22 protein-coding genes and 1 pseudogene are annotated in these 26,993 nt (G+C 74.7%); 6 read left to right on the top strand and 17 right to left on the bottom strand.

The window, feature by feature from the left end; all coding sequences use genetic code 11:
• Positions 1-75: 75 nt before the first annotated feature.
• The 7 genes from GEV43_RS21075 to GEV43_RS50655 all read right to left on the bottom strand — a co-directional run bounded on the left by GEV43_RS21075 (position 76) and on the right by GEV43_RS50655 (position 8,469).
• Complete coding sequence (locus GEV43_RS21075) at positions 76-1,449, bottom strand: cytochrome P450 (protein ID WP_160822139.1); 1,374 nt, start codon at positions 1,447-1,449, stop codon at positions 76-78.
• A 177-nt stretch (positions 1,450-1,626) separates the two neighbouring features.
• Positions 1,627-3,807: an efflux RND transporter permease subunit gene (locus tag GEV43_RS21070; protein WP_206681228.1), complete on the bottom strand. Its 2,181-nt coding sequence runs from the start codon at positions 3,805-3,807 to the stop codon at positions 1,627-1,629.
• Positions 3,807-4,802, bottom strand: a complete 996-nt coding sequence (locus GEV43_RS21065) for a hypothetical protein (protein ID WP_375539100.1) — start codon at positions 4,800-4,802, stop codon at positions 3,807-3,809. The genes GEV43_RS21070 and GEV43_RS21065 overlap by 1 nt, the downstream gene beginning before the upstream one ends.
• Positions 4,730-5,179, bottom strand: a complete 450-nt coding sequence (locus GEV43_RS50665; protein WP_241682993.1) for an alpha/beta hydrolase — start codon at positions 5,177-5,179, stop codon at positions 4,730-4,732. The genes GEV43_RS21065 and GEV43_RS50665 overlap by 73 nt, the downstream gene beginning before the upstream one ends.
• Before the next feature lie 34 nt (positions 5,180-5,213).
• The gene (locus GEV43_RS50660) at positions 5,214-5,816 is read right to left on the bottom strand and encodes a hypothetical protein (protein WP_241682992.1); all 603 of its coding nucleotides are present in this window, start codon (positions 5,814-5,816) and stop codon (positions 5,214-5,216) included.
• An 83-nt stretch (positions 5,817-5,899) separates the two neighbouring features.
• Entirely contained in the window at positions 5,900-8,110 is a 2,211-nt protein-coding gene (locus GEV43_RS21060; protein WP_241683707.1) for a BTAD domain-containing putative transcriptional regulator, read from the bottom strand.
• Positions 8,005-8,469 carry a helix-turn-helix domain-containing protein gene (locus GEV43_RS50655; protein WP_241682991.1) on the bottom strand — a complete coding sequence of 155 codons (465 nt, stop codon included), beginning with the start codon at positions 8,467-8,469 and terminating at the stop codon, positions 8,005-8,007. Before GEV43_RS50655 ends, GEV43_RS21060 begins: the two co-directional genes overlap by 106 nt.
• A 137-nt stretch (positions 8,470-8,606) precedes the next feature.
• Between GEV43_RS50655 and GEV43_RS21055 the strand changes: the two genes are divergently transcribed.
• From GEV43_RS21055 to GEV43_RS48175, 3 genes are read left to right on the top strand one after another with little or no spacing between them, the layout of a single operon-like run.
• The gene (locus GEV43_RS21055) at positions 8,607-9,182 is read left to right on the top strand and encodes an NADPH-dependent FMN reductase (RefSeq protein ID WP_160822138.1); all 576 of its coding nucleotides are present in this window, start codon (positions 8,607-8,609) and stop codon (positions 9,180-9,182) included.
• Positions 9,183-9,196: 14 nt separating this feature from the next.
• Positions 9,197-9,661 (top strand): dihydrofolate reductase family protein, encoded by a 465-nt coding sequence (locus GEV43_RS21050; RefSeq protein ID WP_206681227.1) that lies wholly within the window; start codon positions 9,197-9,199, stop codon positions 9,659-9,661.
• Positions 9,580-9,756: a dihydrofolate reductase family protein gene (locus GEV43_RS48175; RefSeq protein ID WP_206681226.1), complete on the top strand. Its 177-nt coding sequence runs from the start codon at positions 9,580-9,582 to the stop codon at positions 9,754-9,756. The genes GEV43_RS21050 and GEV43_RS48175 overlap by 82 nt, the downstream gene beginning before the upstream one ends.
• 265 nt (positions 9,757-10,021) lie before the next feature.
• On the opposite strand, the pseudogene GEV43_RS21045 reads toward GEV43_RS48175, so the two are convergent.
• Positions 10,022-11,973, bottom strand: a pseudogene (locus tag GEV43_RS21045) (ABC transporter ATP-binding protein).
• A 176-nt stretch (positions 11,974-12,149) separates the two neighbouring features.
• Between GEV43_RS21045 and GEV43_RS21040 the strand changes: the two are divergent.
• Positions 12,150-13,325: an aminotransferase class V-fold PLP-dependent enzyme gene (locus GEV43_RS21040; protein WP_309239751.1), complete on the top strand. Its 1,176-nt coding sequence runs from the start codon at positions 12,150-12,152 to the stop codon at positions 13,323-13,325.
• A 242-nt stretch (positions 13,326-13,567) separates the two neighbouring features.
• Here the strand turns inward: GEV43_RS21040 and GEV43_RS21035 are convergent, their stop codons facing one another.
• The 4 genes from GEV43_RS21035 to GEV43_RS21020 form a co-directional block, all read right to left on the bottom strand.
• Positions 13,568-13,987, bottom strand: a complete 420-nt coding sequence (locus tag GEV43_RS21035) for a CBS domain-containing protein (protein WP_160822136.1) — start codon at positions 13,985-13,987, stop codon at positions 13,568-13,570.
• A gap of 84 nt (positions 13,988-14,071) precedes the next feature.
• Positions 14,072-15,601: an FAD-dependent oxidoreductase gene (locus GEV43_RS21030; RefSeq protein WP_241682990.1), complete on the bottom strand. Its 1,530-nt coding sequence runs from the start codon at positions 15,599-15,601 to the stop codon at positions 14,072-14,074.
• A 116-nt stretch (positions 15,602-15,717) separates the two neighbouring features.
• Positions 15,718-16,770, bottom strand: coding sequence for an LCP family protein (locus GEV43_RS21025; RefSeq protein ID WP_160822135.1), 1,053 nt, complete (start codon positions 16,768-16,770; stop codon positions 15,718-15,720).
• A gap of 2 nt (positions 16,771-16,772) precedes the next feature.
• A complete protein-coding gene (locus GEV43_RS21020; protein ID WP_309239750.1) occupies positions 16,773-17,330 on the bottom strand; it encodes a sigma-70 family RNA polymerase sigma factor in 558 nt (185 codons plus the stop codon).
• A gap of 307 nt (positions 17,331-17,637) precedes the next feature.
• On the opposite strand from GEV43_RS21020, the gene GEV43_RS21015 reads away from it, so the two are divergent.
• Together GEV43_RS21015 and GEV43_RS21010 are read left to right on the top strand one after the other, a co-directional pair.
• Complete coding sequence (locus tag GEV43_RS21015; protein WP_160822133.1) at positions 17,638-18,429, top strand: DUF4239 domain-containing protein; 792 nt, start codon at positions 17,638-17,640, stop codon at positions 18,427-18,429.
• Between the two features lie 1,432 nt (positions 18,430-19,861).
• Entirely contained in the window at positions 19,862-21,187 is a 1,326-nt protein-coding gene (locus GEV43_RS21010) for a D-alanyl-D-alanine carboxypeptidase family protein (protein ID WP_160822132.1), read from the top strand.
• Positions 21,188-21,248: 61 nt separating this feature from the next.
• On the opposite strand, the gene GEV43_RS21005 is transcribed toward GEV43_RS21010, so the two are convergent.
• The 5 genes from GEV43_RS21005 to GEV43_RS20985 form a co-directional block, all read right to left on the bottom strand.
• Positions 21,249-22,751 (bottom strand): aspartate aminotransferase family protein, encoded by a 1,503-nt coding sequence (locus GEV43_RS21005; protein WP_160822131.1) that lies wholly within the window; start codon positions 22,749-22,751, stop codon positions 21,249-21,251.
• Positions 22,741-24,123, bottom strand: a complete 1,383-nt coding sequence (locus GEV43_RS21000; protein ID WP_160822130.1) for an MFS transporter — start codon at positions 24,121-24,123, stop codon at positions 22,741-22,743. The genes GEV43_RS21005 and GEV43_RS21000 overlap by 11 nt, the downstream gene beginning before the upstream one ends.
• Complete coding sequence (locus GEV43_RS20995) at positions 24,120-24,719, bottom strand: TetR/AcrR family transcriptional regulator (protein WP_160822129.1); 600 nt, start codon at positions 24,717-24,719, stop codon at positions 24,120-24,122. Before GEV43_RS20995 ends, GEV43_RS21000 begins: the two co-directional genes overlap by 4 nt.
• Before the next feature lie 151 nt (positions 24,720-24,870).
• Positions 24,871-26,160: a helix-turn-helix domain-containing protein gene (locus GEV43_RS20990; protein WP_309239749.1), complete on the bottom strand. Its 1,290-nt coding sequence runs from the start codon at positions 26,158-26,160 to the stop codon at positions 24,871-24,873.
• A 142-nt stretch (positions 26,161-26,302) separates the two neighbouring features.
• Positions 26,303-26,932, bottom strand: coding sequence for a LysE family translocator (locus GEV43_RS20985; protein WP_160822127.1), 630 nt, complete (start codon positions 26,930-26,932; stop codon positions 26,303-26,305).
• Positions 26,933-26,993: the final 61 nt, after the last annotated feature.

The following is a 26,993-nucleotide window of genomic DNA, read 5'->3' as shown; positions in this document are numbered from 1 at the left end:
CTCTCAGGCCCCTGTTTGCACGCAAAGCACCCTAGCAACGCCGCTTTCCTTGCGATCGGGTAATACCGGCTTCGTTCAGCGGGGCGTGAACTCCAATTCCACCGGAGTCCTCGGCTGCAACGTCAGGGACAGCTTGGGCTCGACCGGCGCGTTGCGCAACGTGACCTCGTACCTGCTCAGAATGGTCGCGACGATCAGCGACGCCTCCTGGCTGAAGAAATGCTGGCCGATGCACTGGTGCCCGCCGTCCCCGAACGGCAGGTAGGCGAGCGGGTGCCGGGCCCGGACCCGTTCGCGCGTGAAGCGGTCCGGGTCGAACTCCTCGGGCCGCTCCCAGACGTCCTCCAGCCGGTGGGTGAGGTACGGCGAGATGACCAGGGTCGAGCCGCCGGGGATCGGGACGCCGTCGATCACGTCGTCCTCGATCGCCATGCGCGGCACCGCCCAGCCGACCGAGTACACGCGCAGGACCTCGTTCAGCACCTGGTGGGTGTAGGTGAGCCGCCGGATGTGCTCGCGCTCGGGCCGTCCGCCGCCGACGACGCGGTCGACCTCCTCGCGGACGCGCTCGGCGACGTGCGGGTTCTGGAGCATCGCCACCCACACCCACGTCAGCGCGATCGCGCTCGACTCGCTGCCCGCGACGAACAGTGCCACGATGTCGTCGCAGATCTGCTCGTCGGTGAGCGGCGTCCCGTCCGGGCCCGCGCCGTTCAGCAGGCGGGTGACGACGTCCTGGCCCTCGCGGTCGCCGACGCGCGCCGCCGTGATGACGGGCCGCAGGATCTCGTTCACCGTGCGGGTGGAGCGGTGGAACGCGCGGTCGCCCGGCAGCGGCACGCGGTGCGGGACGAACGGCATCGCCATCCGCCACAGCAGCGAGCCCATCGCGGTCGCGATCGCCGCGCCGAGCCGGTCGCCCTCCTCGTCGGGGACGAGGTTGCCGAAGAAGACCGGGTTGATGACCCGCTGCACGAGCCGCGTCATCTCCAGCCCCGCGTCGACCGGCCGGCCCGGCCCGACCCGCGCGTCCAGGTCGTCGACCGCGCCGGCGATCGAGGTGATCATCTGCTCGCTCATCGCGGTGAGGTAGCGGGCGGAGAACGCGGGCTGGAGGATCTCGCGGCTCGCCTGCCACTGCGCGCCCTCGCCGCCGATGCCGTCGCCGGTCAGCCGGCCGAGCGCCGCCCACATCGCGGCGCCGCGCGGGTAGTTGCCCGCATGCGTGCGGAGGATGTGCTCCAGGTGCCGGGGGTGGGTGACGAGGAACGGGCGGAACGGGCCGAGGTTCAGCCGGGTGATGGAGCCCCGCGCGCGCCGTCCGGCCGAGTCGAGGAAACCGAGGGGGCCGCCCCTGCGCACCTCTCCGAGAACGCGGCGCAGCGGCATGACGCTGAGCCGCTCGCGCGGCCCTTCGACGGCGGATCCGGTCCCGATGGCGGTCGACATGAACGGTTCCCTCGCTTGTCTCGCGCGTCCGTCTCGGCGATCGGCCGATACAGCACAGATGGAACACCAGGCGCATTATTAATGATCTTGCTCATAAGTATCACATACCCCGCATATCACCCACAAGATCGCGAGGGGCAGACCTTAGGGCCCCTAACGGGATGCTCCGTTGGCCGGTCAGCGAACCCTGTCGAACCCGGAAAAGTCACCTGAAAAGGAAGGGGCCTCGGCCGCGTCCGCCTCGCGCAGCCCGAACCGGGCGTGCAGCCGCCGCAGCGGCCCCGGCGCCCACCAGGTCGCCCGCCCGCCGAGCCGCATCGCCGCCGGCAGCAGCGCGCCCCGGATCAGCGTCGCGTCCATCAGCACCGCGAGCGGCAGCCCGATCCCGAACGCCTTCATGAACGTCATCCCCGACACCAGGAACGCCAGGAACACGATCGCCATCAGCACCGCCGCCGCGCTCACGATCCGCCCGACCCGCTCCAGGCCCATCGCGACCGCCCGCGTCCCGTCCCCGGTCAGCTCGTACTCCTCGCGGATCCGGGCGAGCATGAACACCTGGTAGTCCATGGCCAGCCCGAACGCGACGCCGAACAGCATCACCGGGACCGTCGCGATCGTCGTCCCCGTCACCGTGAACCCGAGCGCCCCGGACAGGTGCCCGTCCTGGAAGATCCACACCAGCGCCCCGAACGCCGCGGTGAGGCTGAGCCCGCTCAGCACCAGCGCGATCACCGGCAGCAGCACGCTCCCGGTCAGCAGGAACAGCAGCACGAGCATCATCCCGACGACCGCCGCCAGCGCGTACGGCAGGCGGTGCTTCAGCGACGCCGTCCCGTCCTCGTTGACCGCCGCCGTCCCGCCGACCAGCACCCGGAACGGCGCGGGCTCGGCCCGCACCCGCTTGACGACCCGTCCCGCGTCGCCCTCCGGCACGACCGACAGGTACGCGGCCCGCCCCTGGGCGAACGCGCCCCTGACGTCCCGCCGCGCGCCGTCGGCGTAGCTGCCCGTGGACGTGTCGACCCGCGCGACGCCGTCCAGCCTGGACAGCCGTTCGGCGTACGCGCCGAGCCGCCCGTCCGCCTCGGGCGCCACGACCTGCAACGCGTTCTGCTCACCGGACGAGAACTCTCCCCGGACGACCGTCGCGACGTGCCGCGCCCCCGACGACTCCGGCATGACGCGCTCGTCCGGCATCCCGAGCTTGATCCCGAGGAACGGCGCGCCGAGCACCAGCAGCACCAGCACCGCCGGCGCCGCGACCCCGACCGGCCGCCGCATCACGAACGACGCCACCCGGTGCCAGAACCCCGTGGCCCGTTCCCGCCCGCGCCCGACCCGGTCGCCGAGCACCGCCAGCAGCGCCGGCAGCACCGTCAGCGACACCAGCGCCGACAGCCCCGCCGTCACGATCCCCCCGTACGCCATGGACCGCAGCGCCAGCATCGGGAACAGCCCGAGCCCCGACAGCGCGACCGCGACCGTCACCGCCGAGAAGACCACGGTCCGGCCCGCCGTCCGCATCGTCGCCGCGATGGCCTCGGGCCCCGCGTTGCCCGCGCGCAGCTCCTCCCGGTACCGGTTGACGACCAGCAGGCTGTAGTCGATCGCCAGGCCCAGCCCGAGCAGCGTGATCACGTTGATCGCGAACACCGACAGGTCGGTGACCTGCGTCAGCGCCCACATCGTCGCCATGCCGAGCAGCACGGTCAGCAGCGCCACCGCCAGCGGCAGCGACGCCGCGACCACGCTCCCGAACAGCAGCACCAGCGCCACCAGCGTCACCGGGAAGACGATCGCCTCGCCGAGCTGCACGTCCTTCTGCGACTGCTCGACCATCTCGTGCTGGAGCATCGCGTACCCGCCGACGCTCACCTCCAGCCCGTCGCGCTTCCCCTCGTACGCCCCGGCGAGCCGTTCGAGCCGTTTCTCGACGGCGGTGTCGTCCCCCCGGATCGTCGCGACGACGAGCGCCTTGTCCCCGCGCTTCCCCTTGAGCTGCGGCGCGCGCCCGTCCCAGTACGAGGCGACGTTGACGACGCCCTCCTCGCCCGCGAGCCGCTTCCCGAGCCCGGCCCCGGCCCGCGCCGCCGCCGGATCGTCCACCCCCTTCGGCGCGTCCACCAGCAGCACGAGGTTCGGCGGCCCCTGCCCGAACCCGTCCCGCAGGATCTCCGCCGCGCGCCCCGACTCCGACCCCGGATCGTCGAACCCGCCGCCCTTGACCCGGTCGAACAGCGTCGCGCCCCCGCGCCGCCCACCAGCGCCAGCAGCAGCGCCACGACGAGCACCGCCCGCCGCCGCCGCACCACGAACCCCGCCAGTCTCCCCAGCACGTCCGCACCGCCTCCCCATCAAGCGCGCCCGAACGGCGCCCACCTGACCCGGAGACGCGACCACCCCCACAGAAAGTGACACCCCCACCCCACCCCACCCCCGTGACCTCCACCACACCCAGCTCGGGGTTCAGATGTGGATGAGGGTGAGGAGGTGGTCGAGGACTCGGGGTCGGCTGAGAGGCCGTTGTGGGCGTGCTCGCTGGTGATCCAGGTGCGGCAGCCGGGGATGACGCGGGCGGTCTCCAGCGAGAAGTCGCGGTCGACGTACATGTCGTCGTAGTAGACGGCCGCCGCTACCGGGACGGTGTTCGCGGCGAGGGTGTCGGGGTCGTACAGGGCGGGCCACTCGTACGAGGCGAGCAGGTCGGCGGTCTCGCGCAGCGGGGTGAGCGCCGGGTCCTCCTCGAAGAACCACGGGTAGATCATCTCGCCGACGAAGGTGAACGGCTCCGCGTCGAACTCCGGGAACTCCTCCCGCACGCGCTGCGCCGACCAGTTCGACGCCGTGCCGTCGCACACGCACGCCTCGTGGATCAGCGCGTACAGCGGCTGCGCGGCGTACGACACCGTCGCGCCGGCGGACTGGAGGAACGTGTCCGACAGCGCCGCGCCCTCCCGGCCCGCGACGAACGCCTCCTCCAGCAGGTAGTGCAGGTCGTCGAACCGGCCGGAGGCGCCGAGGCCGAGGCCGAGCGTCTGGAACCGGCGGGGCGTGAGGCGCTCGCCGGTGGGGAGCCGTTCGTCGCGTTCGGCGAGGTGGCCGGCGATGCGGGCGGCGACGTCGCGGTCGCCGGGATAGCGCGCGAAGTAGCGGTCGTTCGCGGCGAGGACGCGCAGGTACGCGGTGCGGTACCACTCGTCCGGGCTCGCGGTGAGGCTCGGCAGCCCGCCGGTGATGAACGCCTCGCGGAGCCCCTCGGGCGCCAGCGACAGGTACGTCACGGTGCAGAACCCGCCGAAGCTCTGCCCGAGCACGCTCCACGGCCGGTCGCCGATGAGGTGGCGGCGCAGCAGCTCGGCGTCCCGGACGATCGAGTCGGCGCGGAAGTGCCGCAGGTACGCGGCGGCGTCCGCCGGGGCCGCGGGAGCGTCTGCCGGTTGGCGGGCGTGCTGCGGCCCGTTCCGCGCTGGTCGAGCAGCAGCACCCGGTAGTCGCGCAGGGCGCGCCCGAGCCACGCGGCGGGCGACGCGCCCGGCCGGGGCGCCTTGTTGCCCGGCCCGCCCTGGAGGTAGAGCAGCCAGGGCAGGTCGTCGTCCTGCCTGCCGGGCGCGACGACCTCCCGCGCGTACAGCCGGATCGTGGGGCCGCCGGGGTCGGCGTGGTCGAGCGGGACGTCCAGGAAGTGGTCGGTGCAGGCGTAACCGGGACGGCGGAAGGAGATCGTCATCTCCCCACTATCGCCGTTCGGGGAGCGCGGGTCCTCAGGAGGGCAGGTGGTCGGCGGGGGTCTGCCGGGCGCCGCGTTCGTGCTCGGCCTTGTACGCGGCCGGGCCGAGGGCGTCGCGGGCGGCGGTCGCGGCGCGGTCGATGTCGGCGCGTTCGGCCGGGCCGGGCGACAGGTTGCGGGACGCGCGCAGGTGCGCGGCCGTGCCGAGGCAGCGGGCGGCCTCGGCGTGGCGGCCCGCCAGGCACAGCGCGGCGGCCATGCCCTCCAGGGAGAACGCCTCGTCGCGGGGCGCGTCGATGCGCAGCGCCACGTCCAGCGCCTCGCGGTGGAGCCGCAGGGCTCCCGGGGCGTCCCCGCGCAGCTCGGCGACGTGGCCCAGGCCCACCTGGACGAGCGGCAGGAACAGCGGCGGGGTGGCGTCGCCGTCCACGCTGACCAGGATGGGGCGCAGGCGCGCCTCGGCCGCGTCGAGGTCGCCGGTGCGGCGGTCGGTGAGGCCGAGGACGATCTCGGCCATCAGCGCGGCGGGCTGGCGGCCCCGTTCGGCGGCGAGCGCGAGGACCCGTTCGCCGTACTCGCGGGCCTCCGCGTACAGGCCGCGCTGGAGCGAGATCCACGCGAGCCAGCCGAGGCGCATGGCGAGGTTGGGCCACAGGTGCAGTTCCTCGGCGAGGTGCAGGCCGTCGCGCTGGAGGCGGGCCGCGCGCTCGTAGTCGCCGGTCAGCTCGGCGTGCGCGCCGAGCCATTCGGCGGCCTGGAGCTGCCCCCACCGGTCGCCGACCTCCCGAACAGCCGCGCGGCGCGCCGTCCCTCGCGTTCGAGGGCGTCCGTCTCCCCGCGCGCGTGCGCCAGCTTGGCCATCAGAACGTGCGCGGCGGCCATCCCCCACCGGTCGCCGAGCCTCTCGAACGTCGCGAACGCCTCGGCGACGCGTGCCCCGCCGTCGGCGACGTGGTCGTTCTCGCTGCCCGCCCACGCCAGCAGCCACTGCGCGCGGGCCCGTTCGCCCTCGTCCTCCCCGGCGAACAGGCGCAGGGCCTCGTCGCGGGCGGCGGGCCATCCGGCCTCGTCGCCGCGCAGCACGCCGATGGCCGCCAGCCACGCCGCCGCCTTCGCCCGCGCCACCCGCGCCGCCGGGGCGGGCTCGGGTCCGGCGGGGAGCGCGAGCGCGGCGCGGAGCGAACGGTCCGCCTCGGCCAGCCGGCCCCGCAGGTACCAGTACCAGGTCAGCGCGTTCGCGAGCCGCAGCGCGCCGTCCCGGTCGCCGTCCGCGACCGCGCCGTCCAGCGCGGCGCGGAGGTTGGCGGCCTCGCCGTCGAGGAGCCGGAGGCGGCGGGCCTGGCCGGGGCCGTAGAGGTACGGCTCGGCGCGTTCGGCGAGGCCGGTGTAGTAGTCGCGGTGCCGCGCGCGGACCCGCGCCCGCTCGCCCGCCTCGTCCAGCCGGTCGGCGCAGTACGCGGCGACCGACTCCAGCAGCCGGTAGCGGGGGCCGTCGCCGCCGCGGTCCTCCATGACGACCAGTGAACGGTCCACGAGCCGTACGAGCAGGTCGAGCACGTCCAGCGCGCCGTCGCCGCCGTCCGGGTCCGCGCAGACGGCCTCGGCGGCGTCGAGGGTGCAGCCGTCGGCGTGGACGGACAGCCGCCGCAGCACGGCCCGTTCCGGATCGGACAGCAGCTCCCAGCTCCAGTCGATCATCGCGGTGAGCGTGCGCTGGCGCGGAGGCGCGCCCCGGTGCCCGGTCGCGAGCAGCCGGAACCGGTCGTCCAGCCGGTCCACGAGGCCGTGCGCGCCGAGCGCCCGCACGCGCGTGGCGGCGAGTTCGAGGGCGAGCGGGATGCCGTCCAGGCGGCGGCACAGCACCGCGACGGCCTCCGCGGTGCCGGCGTCGAGCCGGAAGTCCCGGGCCGCGGCGGACGCCCGCGCCACGAACAGCCGCACGGCGCTCGACCGTTCGAGCACGCCCGGGTCGGCGGCGCCGGGTGCGGGCACGTCGAGCGGCGGGACGCTCCACACCACCTCGCCGGGCAGCGCGAGCGGCTCCCGGCTGGTCGCGAGGATCCGCAGGCCGGGCGCGGCGCCGAGCAGCCGCCCGGCGAGGTCCGCGGCCTCGTCGATCAGGTGCTCGCAGTTGTCGAGGACGAGCAGCAGCCGCCGTCCGGCCAGCGCGTCCGCGAGCCGTCCCGCCGGTCCGGACGGCCCGCCGGAGCCGTCGTCGCCGGGGTCGTCGCGCAGGTCGAGCACGTGCGCGACGGCCTCGGGCACGGCCGTGGCCGACCGTTCGAACGCGGCCAGCTCCACCAGCCACACCCCGTCGGGGAACGCGTCGCCCGCGAGCCCGGCGGCGGTCGCGAGCGCGAGCCGGGTCTTGCCGACGCCGCCGGGGCCGGTGAGCGTGACGAGCCGTTCCTCGGCGAGCCGGTCCCCGATCTCGGCGACCGCCTCGTCCCGGCCGATCAGCCCGGACGCCGGCTCCCGCAGGTTGCCCCGGACCGCCGCGCGGGCCGCGCGGGTCCCGGGCCGCGTGACGGCCTCGGCCCTGCGGGGCGGGGCGTTCAGCGACGGGTCCTGGCGCAGGATCGCCTGATGGAGCGCCGTCAGCTCGGTGCCGGGGTCCAGGCCGAGCTCGTCCGCGAGGCGGGCGCGGTGCGCCTCGTACGCGTCGAGGGCCTCGCTCTGGCGGCCCGTCCGGTAGAGGGCGAGCAGGTGGGCGGCGCGGAGCCGTTCGCGCAGGGGGTGGACGGTCAGCAGGTCGGCCAGCTCGCCCGCCAGCGCCGCGTGGTCGCCGAGCGCGAGGCGGTGCTCGGCGTGGTCCTCCAGGGCGGTCAGCCGCAGCTCCTCCAGCCGGGCGATCTCCGCGCGCGCGAACGGCTCGTCCGCGAAGTCGGCGTACGCGGGCCCCCGCCACAGGGCCAGCGCGTCCGCGAGCAGGCCGGGCTCCCCCTCGGCGCGGGCGCGCGCGACCAGGCGCTGGAACCGGAGGGCGTCCACCTCGCCGCACTCCAGTGCGTACCCGGCGGGACGCGAGACGACGAGCGCGCGGGCCCCGGCTCGGCGTCCTCCAGGACGCGGCGGAGCTGCGACACCTTCGCCGACAGGGCGCCCGCCGGGTTGCCGGGCGGCGCGGCGGACCCGCCCCACAGGTCGTCGATCAGCCGGTCGGCGGGGACCGGACGGCCCTCGTTCAGCAGCAGGACCGCGAGCACGGCGCGGACCTTCAGGCCGGGCACCGGCACGGCCGCGCCGCCGCCCGTCCGGACGGCGAGCGGGCCGAGCACCCCGAAACGCATGGCCCGCACCCTAGCCGCCCGCGTACCCCCAGGTCAGCAGGGTCCGCAAATCCCCAGAAAGCAACCGTAAGAATCCCGTAAACCGCCTCCCGCACAGTAGGGGCCATCGGAGCCGAGGGAACGAGGAGGCGGGACGGATGGGACTGCGCGTCGTGATCATCATCGGCAGCACCCGCTCGGGCCGGTTCGGGCCGACCGTGGCGGGCTGGTTCGCCGGTCACGCCCGCAGGCGTCCCGGACTGGACGTCGACCTCCTCGACCTGGCCGAGGCCGGGCTGCCGGACGTGCTCACCGACCAGGACGAGCCGCTCCCCGAGCCGGTCCGGGCGCTCGCGCCCCGGCTGGCCGCCGCGGACGCGTTCGTGGTGGTCGCCCCCGAGTACAACCGCGGCTTCCCGGCGCCGCTGAAGACGGCGCTCGACTGGTACTACGACGAGTGGCGGGCCAAGCCGGTCGCGCTCGTCACGTACGGCCGGGAGTCGGGCGGCCTGCACGCCGCCGCGCAGCTCCGGGAGGTGTTCGGCGAGCTGCACGCGGTCCCGATCCGGGACGGCGTCAGCCTGCCGTGCTACTGGGAGCTGTTCGCGGCGGACGGCTCCTGGCCGAAGCCCGGCGCGACCTGCGACGCCGACGCCGCGACGACCCTGGACCGGCTCTGCTGGTGGGCCCGCGCCCTCCGCGACGCCAGGTCCGCCCACCCGTACACCGACTGACACGGAGGAACCCCATGCGCAAGATCGTCAACTCGACCTACATCTCGCTCGACGGCGTCATCGAGAACCCGCAGAACTGGACCATGGACTACTTCGGCGAGGAGGCCCAGGGCTTCGCCCGCGAGCAGCTCTTCGCGTCGGACGCCCTCCTGATGGGCCGCGCGACCTACGACGGCTTCTCCCAGGCGTGGCCGGCCATGGAGGAGCAGACCGGCGACTTCGGCGCCCGGATGAACAACCTGCCCCACTACGTGGTGTCGGACTCCCTGGAGAAGGGCGAGTGGAACAACACCGTCATCATCCGGCGCGCCGACGCCGTCGCGGAGATCGCGAAGCTGAAGGAGCAGGACGGCCAGGACATCCTCCAGTACGGCTTCGGCCCGTCTCCCGCACGCTCATGGACAACGGCCTGCTGGACGAGCTGCGCCTGTGGATCCACCCGGTCGTCGTCGGCACCGGCGACCCCGCCGAGCTGCTGACCAGGGAGGGCTTCGCCGCGAAGTTCGACCTGACCGACACCGCCGTCCACTCCAACGGCGTCATCATCGCCACCTACACCCCCAAGCCCTCCTGACCCCCGCCCCCTCGGGCCCGGGCGACCGCGACACCACCGCGCAAACCCGGGCCCGAGGCACCGGGCATCGCATCGCGCACCGGGCACCGGGCATCGCATCGCGCACCGGGCACCGGGTACCGGGCGTCGCATCGCGCATCGGGTACCGGGCGTCGCGCATGTGGGGGTCGGGCATCGGGGGCCCGTGTCTCGCGTTGGGCTGGAGGTTGCGGGATGGCCAGGTGCCCCGGCCCGGTGGGGGGCGGGGCACCTTGGCGGGGGTGGATCAGGCGACCGGTTCCAGGGGGGGCGTCCTTTGCCGGGGCGTCCGGGGCGTCCGGGGCGTCGGGGCGTGGGACGGGTCGGACGGGTCGGCGGGGTGCTGGTCGAACTGGGTGCGGTGGAGTTCGGCGTAGCGGCCGCCGGCGGCGAGCAGTTCGTCGTGGGTGCCGCGCTCGACGATGCGGCCCGCCTCGACGACGAGGATGACGTCGGCGGCGCGGACGGTGGACAGCCGGTGCGCGATCACCACGGCGGTGCGGCCGTCGAGGGCCTCGGAGAGGGCCTCCTGCACGGCGGCCTCGGACGTGGAGTCGAGGTGCGCGGTGGCCTCGTCGAGGATCACCACGCGGGGCGGGCGAGCAGGAGCCGGGCGATGGTCAGGCGCTGGCGCTCGCCGCCCGACAGCCGGTAGCCGCGCTCGCCGACGATCGTGTCGAGCCCGTCCGGCAGGCTCCGGATCAGCGCGTCGAGGCGGGCCCGGCGCAGGACGTCCCACAGCTCGTCCTCGGTGGCCTCGGGGCGGGCGAGCAGCAGGTTGGCGCGGATCGACTCGTGGAACAGGTGGCCGTCCTGGGTGACCATGCCGAGCGTCTCGCGGATCGAGGCGAACGACAGGTCGCGGACGTCCTCGCCGCCGAGCCGGACGGTGCCCTCGTCGGTGTCGTACAGCCGCGGGAGCAGTTGCGCGATGGTGGACTTGCCCGCCCCGGACGAGCCGACGAGCGCGACCATCTGGCCGGGCTCGGCGCGGAACGACACGTCGTGCAGCACCTCCTCGCCGCCGCGGGTGTCGAGGCCCGCGACCTCTTCGAGGGAGGCGAGGGACACCTTGTCGGCGGACGGGTACGCGAAGCGGACGTGCTCGAACTCGACCGCCACCGGCCCGTCGGGAACGGTGCGCGGCGCGGGACGCTCGGCGACCAGCGGCGTCAGGTCGAGCACCTCGAAGACGCGCTCGAAGCTGACCAGCGCGCTCATCACCTCGACGCGGGCGCTGGCGAGGGCCGTGAGCGGCGCGTACAGGCGGGTCAGCAGGAGGGCGAGGGACACCACGGCCCCGGCGTCGAGTTGGCCGCGCAGGGAGAGGAACCCGCCGAGCCCGTAGACCAGGGCGAGGGCGAGCGCCGACACGACCGTGAGGGCGGTGATGAACACGTGCTGCACCATCGCGGCGCGGACGCCGATGTCGCGGACGCGCCGGGCGCGCGCGGCGAACTCGGCGGACTCGCGGTCGGGCCGCCCGAACAGCTTGACCAGCGTCGCGCCGGGCGCGGAGAACCGCTCGGTCATCTGCGTGCTCATCGCGGCGTCGTGCGCGGCGGCCTCGCGCTGGAGCCGGGCGAGGCGCGTGCCCATCCGGCGGGCGGGCAGCACGAACACCGGCAGCAGCACCAGCGCGAGCAGGGTGATCTGCCAGGAGATCCCGATCATCACGGCCAGCGTCAGCAGCAGCGTGACCAGGTTGCTGACCACGCCGGACAGGGTGTCGCTGAACGCCCGCTGCGCGCCGATCACGTCGTTGTTGAGGCGGCTGACCAGCGCGCCGGTGCGGGTGCGGGTGAAGAACGCCACGGGCATGCGCTGCACGTGGTCGAACACGGCGGTGCGCAGGTCGAGGATCAGGCCCTCGCCGATGCGGGCCGACAGCCACCGGTTGGCGAGGCCGAGGCCGCCCTCGGCGAGCGCCAGCCCGGCGATCACCACGGCCAGCCCCACCACGGTCGCGGTGGCCTTGCCGTCGACGATCGCGTCGACCACCCGCCCGGCCAGCACGGGCGTGGCGACCGCGACGACCGCCATCACCACGCTGAAGCCCAGGAACGCGGCGAGGCGCCGCCGGTGCGGCCGGGCGAACCGGGCGATCCGCCGCAGGGTCACCTTGGAGAACGGCCTGCGGTCGTCCTCGGCGTTCATCGCGTGGTGCAGCGACATCCACGCGGTCACTTCCATGTCCATCGGGTACCGCCAACTCGGTAGGGAATGCTCGCAGCTCGTACGGGCATCCTCGAACCTCAACGATCCTTGAGGTCAAGTACCCGGCTCCACCAGCTTCGCGCCGGGGTACGACACTTTGCGCCCGCGCCGCCGCCCCGGCTTGAATGGGCGGCCGGACCGTACCGGACGAAGGGCGCGTGACCAGGGTGGACATCGAGAGGCTGCGGGCCGAGACGCCGGGCTGCGCGAACGTGGCGCACCTCAACAACGCGGGCGCCGCGCTGCCGCCGCGGCCCGTGATCGACGCGGTCGCGGAGCACTTCACGCTGGAGGCGGAGACCGGCGGCTACGAGGCGGCCGAACGCGGCGAGGCGGCGATCGAGCGGTTCTACGCCGCGGTCGCCGGGCTGATCGGCGCGGACCCCGACGAGATCGCCTACGTGGAGAACGCCACCCGTGCGTGGGACATGGCGTTCTACGCGATCCCGTTCGCGGAGGGCGACCGCGTCCTGACCACCACCAGCGAGTACGCCAGCAACGCGATCGCCTACCGGCAGGTCGCCGCGGCCCGGGGCGTCCGGGTGACGGTGGTGCCGGACGACGGGCACGGGCAGGTGTCGCTGGACGCGCTGGCGGCCGAGCTGGCCGAGGGCGACGTGCGGCTCGTCTCGCTCAACCACGTCCCGACGCACAACGGCCTCGTCAACCCGGCCGCCGAGGTGGGACGGCTGTGCCGGGAGCACGGGACGCTCTACCTGCTGGACGCCTGCCAGTCCGTCGGGCACCTCCCCGTGGACGTGGCGGAGATCGGCTGCGACATGCTGTCGGCGACGGGCCGCAAGTTCCTGCGCGGTCCGCGCGGGACCGGGTTCCTGTACGTCCGCCGCTCGATCCTGCGGACGCTGGAGCCGCCGTTCCTCGATCTGCACTCGGCGGAGTGGACGGCGCCCGACACGTACACGGTCAGGGACGACGCGCGGCGCTTCGAGACGTGGGAGCGGTACGTGGCGGGCCAGATCGGTCTCGGCGTCGCCGCCGACTACGCCGCCGCGCTCGGCATGGACGCGATCGAGGAGCGCGCGACCGGCCTCGCCGCGCGGCTGCGCGCCGAACTGGCCGCCCGTCCCGGCGTCACGGTCCTCGACCGGGGCGAACGCCGGGCGGCGATCGTCACGTTCACCGTCGAGGGGTACGAGTCCGCCGCCGTGAAGGCGGCCCTCCGCGAGCGCGGCGTCAACGTCAGCGTGACGACGGGCGCCAATTCGCAGTACGACCCGCACGCCGTTCCGGCGGCGGTCCGGGCGTCCACGCACTACTACAACACCGAAGAGGAGCTGGAACGGCTCCTCGACGCCCTCCCCCGACGCGCGTAGACCCGTAAAGGCACGCGGGCACGTAAATAGGCTCGGGACCCGCCTTTCGACGGGCCCCGAGCCTTTTCCCACCACCCCTTGGAGGGTCTTTCCGACGGGATTCCGGTCGGGCGGCTCCCCGCGCCATGCGGGTGCCGCGCTCCGCGACCGTTCCCGTCCGTTCAGCAGCCCGAGCCGCTCAGCGGGCCGTTCAGCACGCCGAGCCGTTCAGCAACCTGAGCCGTTCAGCAGCCTGAGCCGCCTCAGCGGTTGCCGGTGGAGGCGCTGATGTCGGCCAGCGCCGACCGCTCGTCCTTCTCGATCGCGAGGTCGCCCAGGGAGACGATCCCGACCACGTTGCCGTTCTCGATCACGGGCAGGCGCCGTACGGCGCGCTCCCGCATGGTCCGGGCGGCCGCGTCCGTGGAGTCGTCCGGGCCGACGCTCGCGGTCACGTCGCTGCACACGTCGCCGACCTTCGCCTGGGCCGGGTCGCCTCCGGCGGCGAGACCGCGGACGACCAGGTCCCGGTCCGTGACCAGGCCGTGCAGCCGGTCGTCGTCCTGGACGAGCACCGCGCCGATGTCCTCGTCGCGCATGGATCGCGCCACGGTGACGATGTCGATCTCCGGTTTGAAGGAGGTCGGGGAACCGGTCATGATGTCGCGGACCTTGGTGGCCATCGTCGTTCACTCCTCGCTGTTCGCTGATATCGAGTTCGCCGTTGGCCCCGGGGATGGTTCCGGCCCTACCCGGCGAAATCGAAGTCACTCATCGATGGGGCGCTTTTCCAGAGGACGCCTGGCCGGGCCGTCCAGAACGGTCCCGTCGAGCGCGAACCGCGAGCCGTGGCAGGGGCACTCCCAGGTGCGGTCCACGTCGTTGAACGCCACCACGCAGCGCATGTGGGGGCACACCGCCGAGACCGCCCGCGCCACGCCGTCCTCGCCGCGGTAGACGGCGCAGGGCTCCCCGCCCATCCGCACGACCCCGCCCCCGCCGGGCGGTATGTCGGCGGCCGATCCGGTGACCGCGCGGTCGGCGACCAGGTGCCGGGCGACGGACGCGGCGGCGCCGAGCAGGGGGCGCGCCTCCCGCGCCGGATGGACGCGGCGCGGGTCGTACAGCTCGGCCCACTCGGGGCTCCGGCCCGCCACGAGCCCGGCGATGAGGCGGCTCGACATGATCGCGTGGCTCATGCCCGACCGCGCGTACCCGGTGGTCACGTAGACGTGGTCCGAGCCGCCGGGCCGGCGGCCGACGAACGGGATCTGGTCGGTCGTCTTGGTGTCCTGCGCCGACCAGCGGTGTGTGAACTCCGTCACGCCGAACGCGTCGCGCGCCCAGCCCGCCAGCCGCGCGTACCGTTCGGCCGCGTCGCCCGACCCCGGCGAGAACGACTCGCCGGTGACGAGCAGCAGCCGCCCGTCGCGGTACGGGGCCGTACGGACCGAGCGGGTGCCGTGCTCGCGCGTGATGTACATGCCGTCCAGGTCCTGGTCCGGGGGCATGGGCGCGGTGACGACGAGTTCCCGCAGCGCGGACAGCCGCGTGTCCAGGGTGGGGCGGCCGAAGACCGGGAAGAGCGTCGCGAGCACCACGTCGTCTGCGCGCACGCGCGCGTCGCCGTCGGTCGTGAGCGTGCACGGGCCGTCCTCGTCCAGGTCCACGACGCGGGTCTGCTCGTAGATCCGCCCGCCCTCCCGTACGAACGCCTCCGCGAGGCCCAGCAGGTAGCGGCGCGGGTGGAACTGGATCTGCCCCTCCAGCCGCAGCGCCCCGGCCGTCTCGAACGGCAGGCCGATGCGGTCGACGAACTTCGCCTCCAGGCCCGCCTCGCGCGCGGCCTCCCCCTCGTCGCGCAGGTCCGCGACCTCGTCGTCCGCCTCCACGAACAGGTGGGACGGGCGGCGTTCCAGCGCGCAGTCGATGCCGAGCTCGGTGGTCGTCCGCACCAGGTGCTCGACCGCGTCCTGCTGCGACCGCGCGTACAGCCGCGCCCCGTCCGTGCCGAGCGACTTGACCAGCGGCCGGTACAGGTACGGGTGGAGCGCGGACACCCGTCCCGTGGTGTGCCCCGTCACGCCGGTGACGATCCGGCGGGCTTCGAGGAGCACGACCGAGCGGCCCGCCCGGAGCAGCTCCCAGGCCGCGCACAGCCCGGCGATCCCGCCGCCGACGACCGCGACGTCGGCGGTCAGGTCCCCCTCCAGCCTCGGGTACGACGTCGTCCCGCTGGACTCGATCCAGAACGATCCCTCTCCGTGCGGCCCCAGGCTCTCCATCGCTTCACTCATGGGGAACGCTCTGCCCGCCAGAAGCGTGATCATCCACCGGCGCGCGGCGGGGCGCCCCCGGACCGCCGCGCGGACGGCGGTCCGGGGGCCGCCCCGGTCCGGCGGGGCGCGCGGCGTCAGTCCCTGGTCTTGAAGTGGGCGAACAGGCGCGCGGCCGCCGCCTGGTCCCACACCAGGCGCGCGAGGTCGGACGGGTCCGGACGCACCTTCACCGTCGTGTAGCGGACGGTCCCGGGCTTCGTCCGCCCGAGGCTGCGCGCGACCTCCTGGAGCCCCTTGAGATCGAGCCGGGGCGCCATCTCGACCGACCCGGACGCCGCCTTGAGGAACGCCAGGAACCGCACCGGGTTCCCCGTCTGCACGTCCTTCGCGCGCTTCGCGAGGGCGGCCAGGAACCGCTGCTGCCGTTCGACGCGCATCAGGTCGGAACCGTCGCCGACCCCGTGCCGCACGCGGACGTACCCGAGCGCCTGCGCGCCGTTCAGGCGGTGTGTCCCGGCGGAGATCCGGAAGCCGGACGACGGGTCGTCGATCGCCTGCGGCACCGTGAACGGCACGCCCCCGAGCGCGTCCACCATCGACCGGAACCCGCCGAAATCGACGGTGAGGGCCAGGTCCACCTGGACGCCGGTGGCGGACTCCACGGTCTTGACCGTGCAGGCCGTCCCGCCGATGGCGAACGCCTCGCCGAGCCTGCCCCGGTGCGCGGGCGCGTGCCCGCCCGTGCGGGTGCGGCAGGCCGGGATGCGGACCTGCGAGTCGCGCGGCAGGCTGGCCGCGAGCGCGCTCCCCCGCCCCTTCGGCAGGTGCGCGAGCACGATGCTGTCGGATCGCGCGGCCTCCCCGTTCCCCCGGGCGTCGGAGCCGATGAGCAGGACGTTCATGGTGGTGTCGGGGCCGTCGGCGCCGGACGCGGGGCGTCCCGGGCGGCTCCGGTCCTCGCCGCCGCGCAGCAGTACGGCGGGCACCAGGATCAGCGCCGCCGTGGCCGCCGCGACGACGCCGAGCAGCGTCCACCGGCCGGGGCGCGGCGGCCGTCCCGGCGAGCGGGCCGCGCGGCCCGCGCCCGCTGCGGCGTCGGCGAGCCTCGCCCGCTGCCGGGCGAGCGACGCGGGCGGGTCGTCCTCCAGCTCGCGGCCGAGGTCGCGGAGCATCCTCAGATCGTCCACGGCTACGCCTCCTCACGCGTCGGGTCGGCGCCGCCGAGCGCGGCGCGCACCTTGCGGCGGGCCCGGTTGAGGCGGGAGCGGACCGTCCCGACAGGGATGCCGAGCGCCCGCGCCACCTCCTCGTACGCCAGGTCGCCCCAGGCCACCAGCAGCAGCACGTCCAGGTCGCGGCGGTTCAGCCCGGCGAGGGCCTCGGTCAGCAGCGGCCGGGACGCCCGTGCGGTCACCCCGGCGGCGACCCGGTCGGCGGGCCCCTCGACGGGCCCGTCCACCGGGCTGCGGCGCAGCGCCCGGTACCGGGCGGCCTCGGCGCGGTGGTGCCGGGCCACGAGCTTGGTCGCGATCCCGAACAGCCACGGCCGCGCGTCCGGCTGCGCGAGGTCGTAGCGGCGGCGCCTGCCGAACGCGGCGAGGAACGTGTCGCCGACGACGTCCTCGGCCTGCTCGGGCCCGAGCCGCCGCGACACGTACCGGTACAGCATCGGCGCGTACCGGTCGAACAGCGCCGCGAACGCCTCCGGATCGTCCAGGGACCGGGCGATCAGATCGCCGTCGGGCACCGCCCCTCCAGCCACCGAAGCGGCGTGGAGCGGCGACGCACCAGCGGACGGCGGCGCGGCGGCGGGGGGTGGCGCGGCGGCGGAGGGCGCGAACCGTTCCGCGCCATCGGCCGGGGGTGCGGTCATCGCGGACACCATGGCATTCGGACCGGCCTTCCCGTGCGGGGACATTGTCAGCGATGTATCTCCGCAAGCCCCCGGACGGGTTCACGCCGACGGCCACGCGGGCGTCGGCGGCGCTCCCGGACTTGGCAAACTCTGCGCGCCCGCGGGGACCCGCGCGGGCCCGCAGGGAAGATCACCGGGCATGACCACCGTGCTCGCCGCGTGCCTGACCGTCTTCGGCGCGGGCGCCGCGTCGGTGCTGGTGGCGCTGGTGGCGCAGCGGGTGCTGCCGCCGGCCGTCCGGCACGACCTCGGCGCGTCCGGCGGGATGGTGGCGCTGGTGGCCGTCGGCGCGTTCGTGCTGTCGGTCGGGGCGATGATGACCTACACCTGGCTCGACCTCGGCCGGGCGGGGCGCAGCACGTTCGCCGAGGCCGGGGCGCTGGACGACCTGTACTGGTACTCGCACGTGGTCGGCGGGGCCGACGGCGTCCGGCTGCGCACCGAGATCCGCGACTACACCACCGAGGTCGTCCGGGCGGAGTGGCCGGCGATGAACGCGGGCGGCGGCCTCGGCGACCGCGGCTGGCGGCTCGTCAACCTGATCCGGTACGACATGGAGCTGCTCCAGCCGAAGCCGGGCGGCGAGGCCGAGCGCTACCAGGAGGCCCTCGAATCCGCCGAGCGCCTCGTGCGCGCGCGCAGGGACCGCGCCACGGTCGCGGCCGACCGGGTCCCCGGCCTGATGTGGGCCGCGGTCGTCGCCTGCGGGCTGCTCGTCGCCGCGCTGCCGATCGTCCGCGGCAACCCGCGCACCGCCGTGCGGGCCGTCCTGGCGTTCGTGGTCGCCTCGACGATCGCGTTCGTCCTCTTCCTGCTGTACCACCTGGACGAGCCTTTCGGCGGCAGCGTCCAGGTCCCGCCGACGGCCTTTCAGGCGACCTGGGACGGATACGGCGACATCGACGCGCTGTGGGCGAGAAAGCGTCCTTAAGAGACGCCCGCCACCTTGATCAATAATTCATAACGAAGTGAACCTTCCGGATAGACTGCCCATCCTCACCAGGGTGCACGGGGCTTACCGGCGCGTGGCCGCTCCGTCTGCGTAGGGGGACTCAGTCGAGGAGGTCGCGCCGTTGAACGACGACGCACAGCAGGAGCCGCAAGCGTCCGACCCGGCGGAGAACCCCGAGGAGCTCGCGGAGAAGGCGCCCGAGGAGCCGTCCCGTACGGCCACCACCGAGTTCCGCGCCCTTTCGCCCCGCGAGCCCGAGTCTCGGCCCGAAGCGGAGACGAAGGCGGAACCCGCCGCCGAGCCGGAGTCCGAAACGGAGCCGGAGCCGGAAACCGAGCCGGAAACCGAGTCCGAGGCGAAGTCCGAGCCGGTTTCCGATGCTGAGACAGATGCCGAGGCCGTGCCGGAGCCGGAAGAACCGCGTTCCGAAAAGCCAGAGCCAGAGGAGCCGCAGGCCGAAGAGCCCCCGCCTGCGGAACCGCAGGCCGAAAAGGCGCAGACAGAGGAATCGGGTCCCGAAGCGCCCCAGGCTGAGCACCCGCAGGCAGAAGCGCCGCAAAGCGAGAACTCCCAGGCCGAGAAGCCGCAGAACGAGGAATCGCGTCCTTCGGCCTCGCAGGATGAAGAACGCAACGTTCAGGAAGCACAGGCGCAGGAAACGCGGGCCCAAGAACTGCCGCCGGAAGAGCCGCAGGCCGATGTACCCGACACCCCTGCCGCCTCCGCCGAGCCTCCGGCCGAGGAAGAGGCGACCCCGGACCCGGAGCCCGAGCCGGAACGGAAGCCGGACACCGGGAACGCTTCTCTGACACGCCCCGATATCTCTATCGAGCGCCCTCAGAAGAAGGTCCCGTCGGCCAACTCGTCCGGCCAGTGGATCGTCTCGTGGAACAACGCGCCCGCTCCTGAAACGCCTCGCCCTGAAACGCAGGAACGGCAGTCCCCGCCGCCGGAACCCCCTCCCGCCCCGCCAACGGCCCCCCACCCCCAGCCGCCAGCGGCCCCAGAACCCCAAGCGGCCCCACAACCCCAGCCACAGCCGCAGCCCCAAGCGGCCCCGCAGCCGGCTTCACAAGCTCCTCCTCAGCAGCCGTACCAGCAGGAGGCGTTCCAGCAGCCAGCGCCCCAACAAGACGCCCCCCAACAGGCACCGCCGCAGCAGGCACCGTCCCAGCAAGCGCCGCCGCAGCAAGCCGCGCCCCGTCACGCCGCACCCCAGCAGGCAGCGCCGCGGCACGCTACGCCAGAGCGACAGCAGCAGGCGCCGACCCCGCCCGCGCACCAGTACGAAGGGCAGTACGAAGGCCAGTACGAAGGGCAGCATCACGCCCTCGCACCGGCTCCCGCGCCGACGCATCAGCCGTCCGCGCAGCCCGCGCCGCCGCAGCAGCATCCGGCCCCGGCGGCGCCGGTGCACCAAGCCGCGGCGCAGTCCTACCCCGCGTACGCACCGCTCCAGGAGACGCCCGCCTACGACGCGCCAGGCGCACCCCCGACCGGCGGTGACGAGGCGCAGGACGAGCACGGACGCGGACGCGGACGTGGACGCGGGCGGCGGACGCTGATCGCCGTCATCGCGGCCCTCGTGCTGGTCGCCGGAGTCGTGACGGGTCAGCTCGTACGCCCCGTGCCCGAGCCGACGGTGGATCTGACGCTGTCGAAGTCGAGCCACACGTTCCCCGGGACCGCGCCCCGGCTCCCGCTGCCGCAGCAGGGCCAGTCGGCGGTGTACGTGGACGGGCTGGGCACGATGGGGGCGTCCGGGGGTTCCGCGCCGACGCCCACGGCGAGCGTCGCCAAGGTGATGACGGCGTACGTGTTCCTGCGCGCCCACCCGTTGCGGACGGGCCAGGCGGGTCCGACGCTGACGGTGTCCCCGGAGGCCGCCGCGCAGATCCCCGCACGCAAGCGGCGGGGCGAGTCCCTGCTCGGCGTGACGGCCGGGCAGCGCCTCACCCAGCGCAAGGCGCTGGAGGCCATGATGATCATCTCGGCGAACGACGTCGCGCACGAGCTGGCCCGGTGGGACGCGGGCGGCGACGCGCCGTTCGTCGCGAAGATGAACGCGGCGGCGCGCGAGCTCGGCATGGCGAGCACGACCTACACCGACCCGAGCGGGTACGACAAGGGCACCGTCAGCACGGCCGCCGACCAGATCAAGCTGCTGCGGGCGGCGATGCGCATCCCCACGTTCGCCGAGGTCGTGAACAACCGGGCGTACGTCCCGGACGACGGCGGCGCGTCCCGTCCGGGCGGCAACATCCTGCTCGGGCAGTACGGCGTGGTCGGCGGCAAGACGGGCTACACCGACGCCGCGGGCGGCAACTACGTGTTCGCGGCCCGCAAGCGCGTGGCGGGCGTCGCCACGCTGATCGTCGGGGCGGTGATGGGGCAGCCGTCGCCGAGCGCGATGGGCGCGGTCACCGTCGGGCAGCATCTGGTCGCGTCCGCCGAGTCCGCGCTCACGTCCGCGTCGCTCGCTCCCGCGGGCGCGCGCGTGGCGCGGGTCGACGACGGGCTCGGCGGTACGACGCCGCTGCGCGCCGCGACCCCGGTGACCGTGGTCGGCTGGGCGGGCCTCACCGTCCCGGTCGGCGTCGAGGGCGACCCGCCGCACCAGGGCGACCAGGGCGAACGGGTCGGCACGGTCACCGCGGGCGCCGCCAGGATCCCGCTGTCCCTGGCGGCCCCGCTCAGCGCTCCGTCGCTGCTGTCCCGCCTGACCCGCCTCGGCTGACCCCCGCCGGGCCCCGCGCCCGGCGGCGGCCGCGGACCGGGCCGGGCCGGGCCAGGCCGGGTCAGCGGTGCGGGGAGTAGAGGACGGCGAGGAAGCGGATCAGGAGGCGCTCGCGCGTCTCCGGCGGCAGGACGTCCAGGACGGCGTTGACCACGGCCATCTCGGGCGCGCCGCCGTCCAGGTCCACGCCGACGGTGCCGAGCAGCCCGGCGAAGCCCGCGTCGTCCAGCCCGTCCAGGTCCAGCCCGGCGAGCGCGTCCGCCAGCCCCTCGGGAACGTCCGGCGGACCGGACCGGCGGGCCGCAGCGGCCGACTCGGCGAGCGCGGCGAGCAGCGGCTCGACCCGGTCGCGGCTCACGCCGGTGAGCGTGAAGTGCAGGTTCGCCGGGATGCCCTGGAACGAGAGCTGCGGCTGGAAGAACCACCCGCGCGTGCGCGCCTCGTCCGCGACCGTGAACACGTCCAGGCCCGGGTCGGACGAGGCGACGGCGACGAGCGGCGCGTCGGGGGCGCCGAGGACGCGCAGGCCGGGGATGTCCGCGACGCCCGCGGCGAGCCGTTCGGCGGCGCCCATGGCCTCGGCGGCGAGGTCGCGGTAGCCGCGCGCGCCGAGGGCGTTGAGCGTGGCCCACGCGGCGGCGAGCGGCCCGGCGCTGCGGCTGCTCTGCACGGTCGCGTTGATCACGGTGTAGCCGGGCCAGCCCGCCGACGCGAAGTACGCGCGGCGGCGCGCCGCCTCGTCGGCGAACAGCACGACCGACGCGCCCTTCGGCGCGTACCCGTACTTGTGCAGGTCGCACGAGAGCGAGGTGACGCCGGGCACCGACAGGTCGAACGGCGGGACGTCCCGCCCGCCCTCGCGCAGCCACGGCAGCACCCAGCCGCCCACGCACGCGTCCACGTGGCAGGGCACCCCCGCCTCGGCGGCGAGCGCGGCGATCTCCTCGACCGGGTCGATGACGCCGTGCGGGTACGACGGCGCCGACGCGACGACCAGGACGGTACGGGGCGTGAGGGCGGCGCGCGTCGCGGCCGGGTCGGCGCGGAACGTCTCCGGGTCGACCGGCACCGCGACGGCCTCCATGCCGAGGTAGTGCGCGGCCTTGTGGAACGCCGGGTGCGCGCTCGCGGGCAGCACGATCCGCGCGCGGCCGTCCACGGGACGGGCGTCGCGCGCGGCCTTGACCGCGAGCATGATCGACTCGGTGCCGCCGGCGGTGAAGATCCCCGGGGTGTCCGCGCCGCCGCCGAGCCGTCCGGCGACGGCGGCGACGACCTGCCGCTCCAGCGCGACGATGCTGGGGAACGCGGTCGGGTCGAGGCAGTTGACCTCCAGCAGCTCCTGGTAGGCGCGGGCGGCGAGGTCGTGCACCTCGGCGCGGCCGGTGTCGTACACGTAGGCGGTCACCCGCCCGCCGCGCACCGGCAGGTCGCCGGCGCGGTGCCGCGCCAGCTCGGCGAGCAGCTCGGCGGGCGGGCGCCCGACCTCGGGCAGGCCCCCGGGGTCCGGAACGCCACCGGGCGCCGGGGCGCTGTCGGGTCTCAGGGGTGTTTCAGGCTGCATGGGGGTTCGGTTCTCCGGTACGTCGGTGGGCGGCGGCCAGGCGGCGGTACGCCAGCAGCATCGGGACGCTGAGCAGGAGCAGCAGCGCCGGGACGAGGGTGAACCCGGCCGTGATCCCGGTGAGGGCCGACCCCGGCTGCCGTACGGGGTCGTCGAAGTCGGCGGAGCGGAACGAGGCCGCCGCGAGGATCAGCGCGAACACGCCGGGGCCGAGGGCGAGCGCGCCGGTCTCGGCGGCCGTCCACAGGCCGGTGAACGCGCCGGACTGCGCGTGCCCGGTGCGGCCCGCGTCGGCGCGGACGGTCTCGGGCAGCAGCGACAGCGGCAGGAGCTGGACGGCGGCGTAGCAGACCCCGACCGCGCCGGTCAGCGCGAGGACGGCGGCGGTGGAGCCGCTGGAGACGGCGGGGTGGAGCGCGGCGGCGACGGCGGCGAGGACGGTCACGGCCGCGAGGTAGCACGGGACCTGCCCGTACCGGCGGGCCGCGATCCGCCAGAGCGGGACGGCGACCGCGCTCGGCCCGACCATGCACACGAACATCGCCGAGGTGAGGCCGTAGTCGTCCAGCCGGTACGTCGCGACGTACGGCGCGCCCGCGAGCATCACCGCGACCGCGAGGGACTGCGCGGCGAACGCGCCGAGCAGCGCGAAGAACGGCCGGTTGCCGCGCGCGGTGCGCAGCGCGGCGGCGAGGCCGAGCGGGCGCGGCCCGGGGCGCGAGGGGACCCAGCGGGTGGCGAGCGCGCTCGCGACCATCGCCGCGCCCATGAGCAGCCCGACGACGGCGCCCATCAGCGCGTACCCGCCGCGGTCCTTGCCCCCGGCGTCCGCGACGGCGGGGGCGAGGCCGCCCGCGACGAGGATGCCGACGGTGAGGCACACGACGCGCCACGCCATCGCGCGGCTCCGCTCGTCCGCCGCCGGGGAGATCTCCGCGGGCAGCGCGACGTACGGCACCTGGAAGCAGGCGAACGCGCTCGCGGCCAGCAGGAACGCCACGCCCACCCATCCGGCGGCGAAGCCGGCCGGGCCCGCCGGCACGGCGAACATCAGCGCGAACAGCACGGGCAGCGCGATCGCGCCGGTCAGCAGCAGCCGCGTGCGGCGCCCGGTGCGGACGGCCTCGCGGTCGCTCGCCGCGCCGACGACCGGGTTGAGCAGGACGTCCCACGCCTTCGGGACGACGAGGACCGCGCCCGCGACCGCCGCCGACACCCCGAGCACGTCGGTGAGGTAGTAGAGCAGCAGCAGGCCGGGGACGGCCGAGAACACGCCCGTCCCGACCGAGCCGATCCCGTACCCGAGCAGGCGGCCCCGGGCGAGCGGCGCGGGCGCGTCCGGGAGCGGCGGCGAGGCCGCGCCGGCGGTCATCCGGGGTCCGGCAGGCCGAGCGCCGCGCCCGTCATCCGGTGCAGGTACGCGCGGAACCGGGCGATCTCCTTCGGGTCGTCCCGGCCGCGCCGCCGCCCGTCGGCGTCGATGACGCCGCCGCGGCAGAAGCCGTGCGTGCACCACACGGCCGTCCACACGGCGTACTCGACGTCCACGCCGGGTCCGACCGCCTCGCGGACGGCGCCGGCGACCATCTCCATCAGCGGCTTGACGTAGAGGTTCTCCAGGTGGGCGACGTCCGCGGCGTCCGACAGCCAGCGGTGCATCCACAGCGACGGGATCTCCGGGCGCTCCACGCAGAAGTCGAGGTAGCGGTCCAGCAGGGCGCGCAGGCCGGACGCGTCGGGGGTGATCCCGGCGAGCACGGATTCGAGCGCGGCCCGTTCGGTCTGGTGGGCGCGCTCCATCACCGCGAGGTACAGGTCGCGCTTGCCGCCGAAGTGGTAGGCGACGGTGGCGATGTTGAGGCCGGCCGCCTCGGCGATCAGGCGGGTGGACGTGCCGTCGTAGCCGAGGGCGGCGAACAGCCGGGTGGCGACGTCGAGGACGCGCTCCCGGCCGGAGTCGCTGGTCATCCGCCCACGGTAGGCATCGCCCGCGCTCTCCGTCAATCGTTTGATGGAGACCGGTCCGACCGCTGCCCGGCGGCCCGGACGGCCGGGTCCGCCGGACCGGTCGCCGCCGCCCGCCGCGCGCCGGCGCGGCGCGGGCGGCGGGCGGCGGGCGTCAGCGCCGGTCGCCCACGGCCAGCGGCTTCGGCGCGGCGGGCCGCTTGGAGCCTTCCAGCCTGATGACGTCGGCGGGCCGGGGGTCGTCCTTCGGGGCCGTGAGCCAGACGGTCAGCACCATCTCCATCTCCAGCCGCGACTCGGGCTCGTACAGCGCGTCCCCGAACAGCTCCTCCAGCTGGTGGAGCCGGTAGCGGACCGTCTGCGGGTGGACGTGCAGCCGGTTGGCGACCTCGGTCGCGTTGAACCCGTTCTGGAGGCAGGCGAGCAGCGTGCGCATCAGCCGCTCGCGGTGCCGCGGCCGTACGGCCTTGAGCGGCGCGAGCCGCAGGTCGGCGACGGCGCGCACCAGCTCCTCGTCGCGGAACACCACGAGCGTCGGCATGTGCTCGGCGCAGCGGATCAGCCGGTCGGACGGCACGATGCCGCGCCGCGCGAGGGGCAGCGCCTCGCGCGCCCAGCGCAGCGACTTGGCGGCGTCCTCGGTACGGACCGTCGGGCCCATCGCGGCGACCCAGTTGCGCAGGGCCGACTCCAGCATCCGGCCGCGGCCGGGCCCCTCCGGGTCCGGGATGATCAGGCAGGGCTCGCGGCGGTTGACGTCGGCGAGCACGTCCGGCGGCAGCGAGGGGTGCGAGAACGGCTGCTGCCCCCGCTCGTACAGCACGACGACGGCGACCGTGCGCGGCACGCGCCACTGCGCGAGCCGGGCCAGGTCGGCGATCGCCTGCGGCGCGGCGGGCGGCTCGGCGAGCATCAGGTCCAGCAGCCGGCGGCGCCGGTGCTCCAGCTCGCCCGCCTCCTGCTCGCGCGCCTTGGTGTAGCCCTCGGTCGCGGCGCGCGCGATCTCGTCCAGGAACGCGAAGATCGCCTCGGCGATGCTGGCGAGCGTGCGGCGCGAGACGTTCAGGTGCTCGGACTCGGCGGCGAGGCGCCGCCACGCGACGCGCGCGCCGAGCCGCAGCGAGGTCTGGAGGACGTCGAGGCTGCGGCCCTCGCGCGCCTCGGCCCAGCCGATCTCGCGGTAGACCCCGGCGACCGTCTCCCAGGACGAGTCGGGGTCCATGATGAGGTCGACGAACTGCCGCAGCGCGCCCTCCACGGCGAGCCGGACGAGCCGGGCGTACTCCTCGTCCTGCGGCCGGGAGTACTCGGGGACGCCGGCCAGGATCTCGTCGATCATCTCCTCGGCGAGCGTGTCCAGGTACGGCCTGAACAGCTCGGACAGCTCACAGGGCACGCCGACCCACGGCTTCAGGGGCGAGCGTTCCTCGATGGTCGTGGTCACCGTTGGCACCTCCCGCCCCGTTGCGATCCAGGGGCATTTCGGAAGTTACAGCCGCGTGACGGGGAACACTGCAAGACCGAGGACACATCTGGGGCGGGTGCTTGTCACCGCGCTGACAAACGGTGCGGCGCCGGAGGCGCCGTTATGCGCGCCGAGTGCTCGGCGCGGCGAAGACGGCGACCGCGCCGAGCCCGAGGTAGATCACCGCCGTGGCGTACCGCCGGCGGCGCTGGAACGCCGGCCGGGCCCGCAGCCACCCTCCGATCGAGCCCGCCGCGATCGCGTACACGAAGTCGCTGACCAGCCCGATCAGCGCGGTCGCGAGGCCCATGACGGCGATCTGGAGCGGCACCGCCCCCGCCTCCTGGTCCACGAACTGCGGCAGGAACGCCAGGAAGAACAGCACGACCTTCGGGTTCAGCAGGTTCACCAGGACGCCGTCGAGGTAGACGCGGCGCAGCGGCTGCGGGGCGAGGTCGAGGTCGTCGTGGCCGCCCCGCGCGCGCAGCGTCCGGTAGGCGAGGTACACCAGGTACGCGGCGCCCGCGTAGCGCAGGAACCCGAACGCGGTCGCGGACGCCGCGACGACCGCCGACAGCCCGGCCGCCGCCGCGGCCACGTGCACGAGCGTGCCGGTCTCGACGCCGAGCGCGGACGCGAGCCCGGCCCGCCGCCCCTCACCGATGCTGCGCGTGGTGATGTAGAGGTGGTTGGGCCCCGGGATCGCGACGAGCGTCAGCGCCGCCAGCAGGAACAGGAAGGGATTGGTCACCGCACGAACGCTACGGCCGACCCGCCGCGCGCCAGAAGGTCCAATCGCCGCTCCCGGGAAC

This window comes from Actinomadura sp. J1-007 (genome assembly GCF_009793335.1).
GTDB lineage: Bacteria > Actinomycetota > Actinomycetes > Streptosporangiales > Streptosporangiaceae > Spirillospora > Spirillospora yumaensis.
This window is presented reverse-complemented; position numbering and strand designations above follow the sequence as displayed.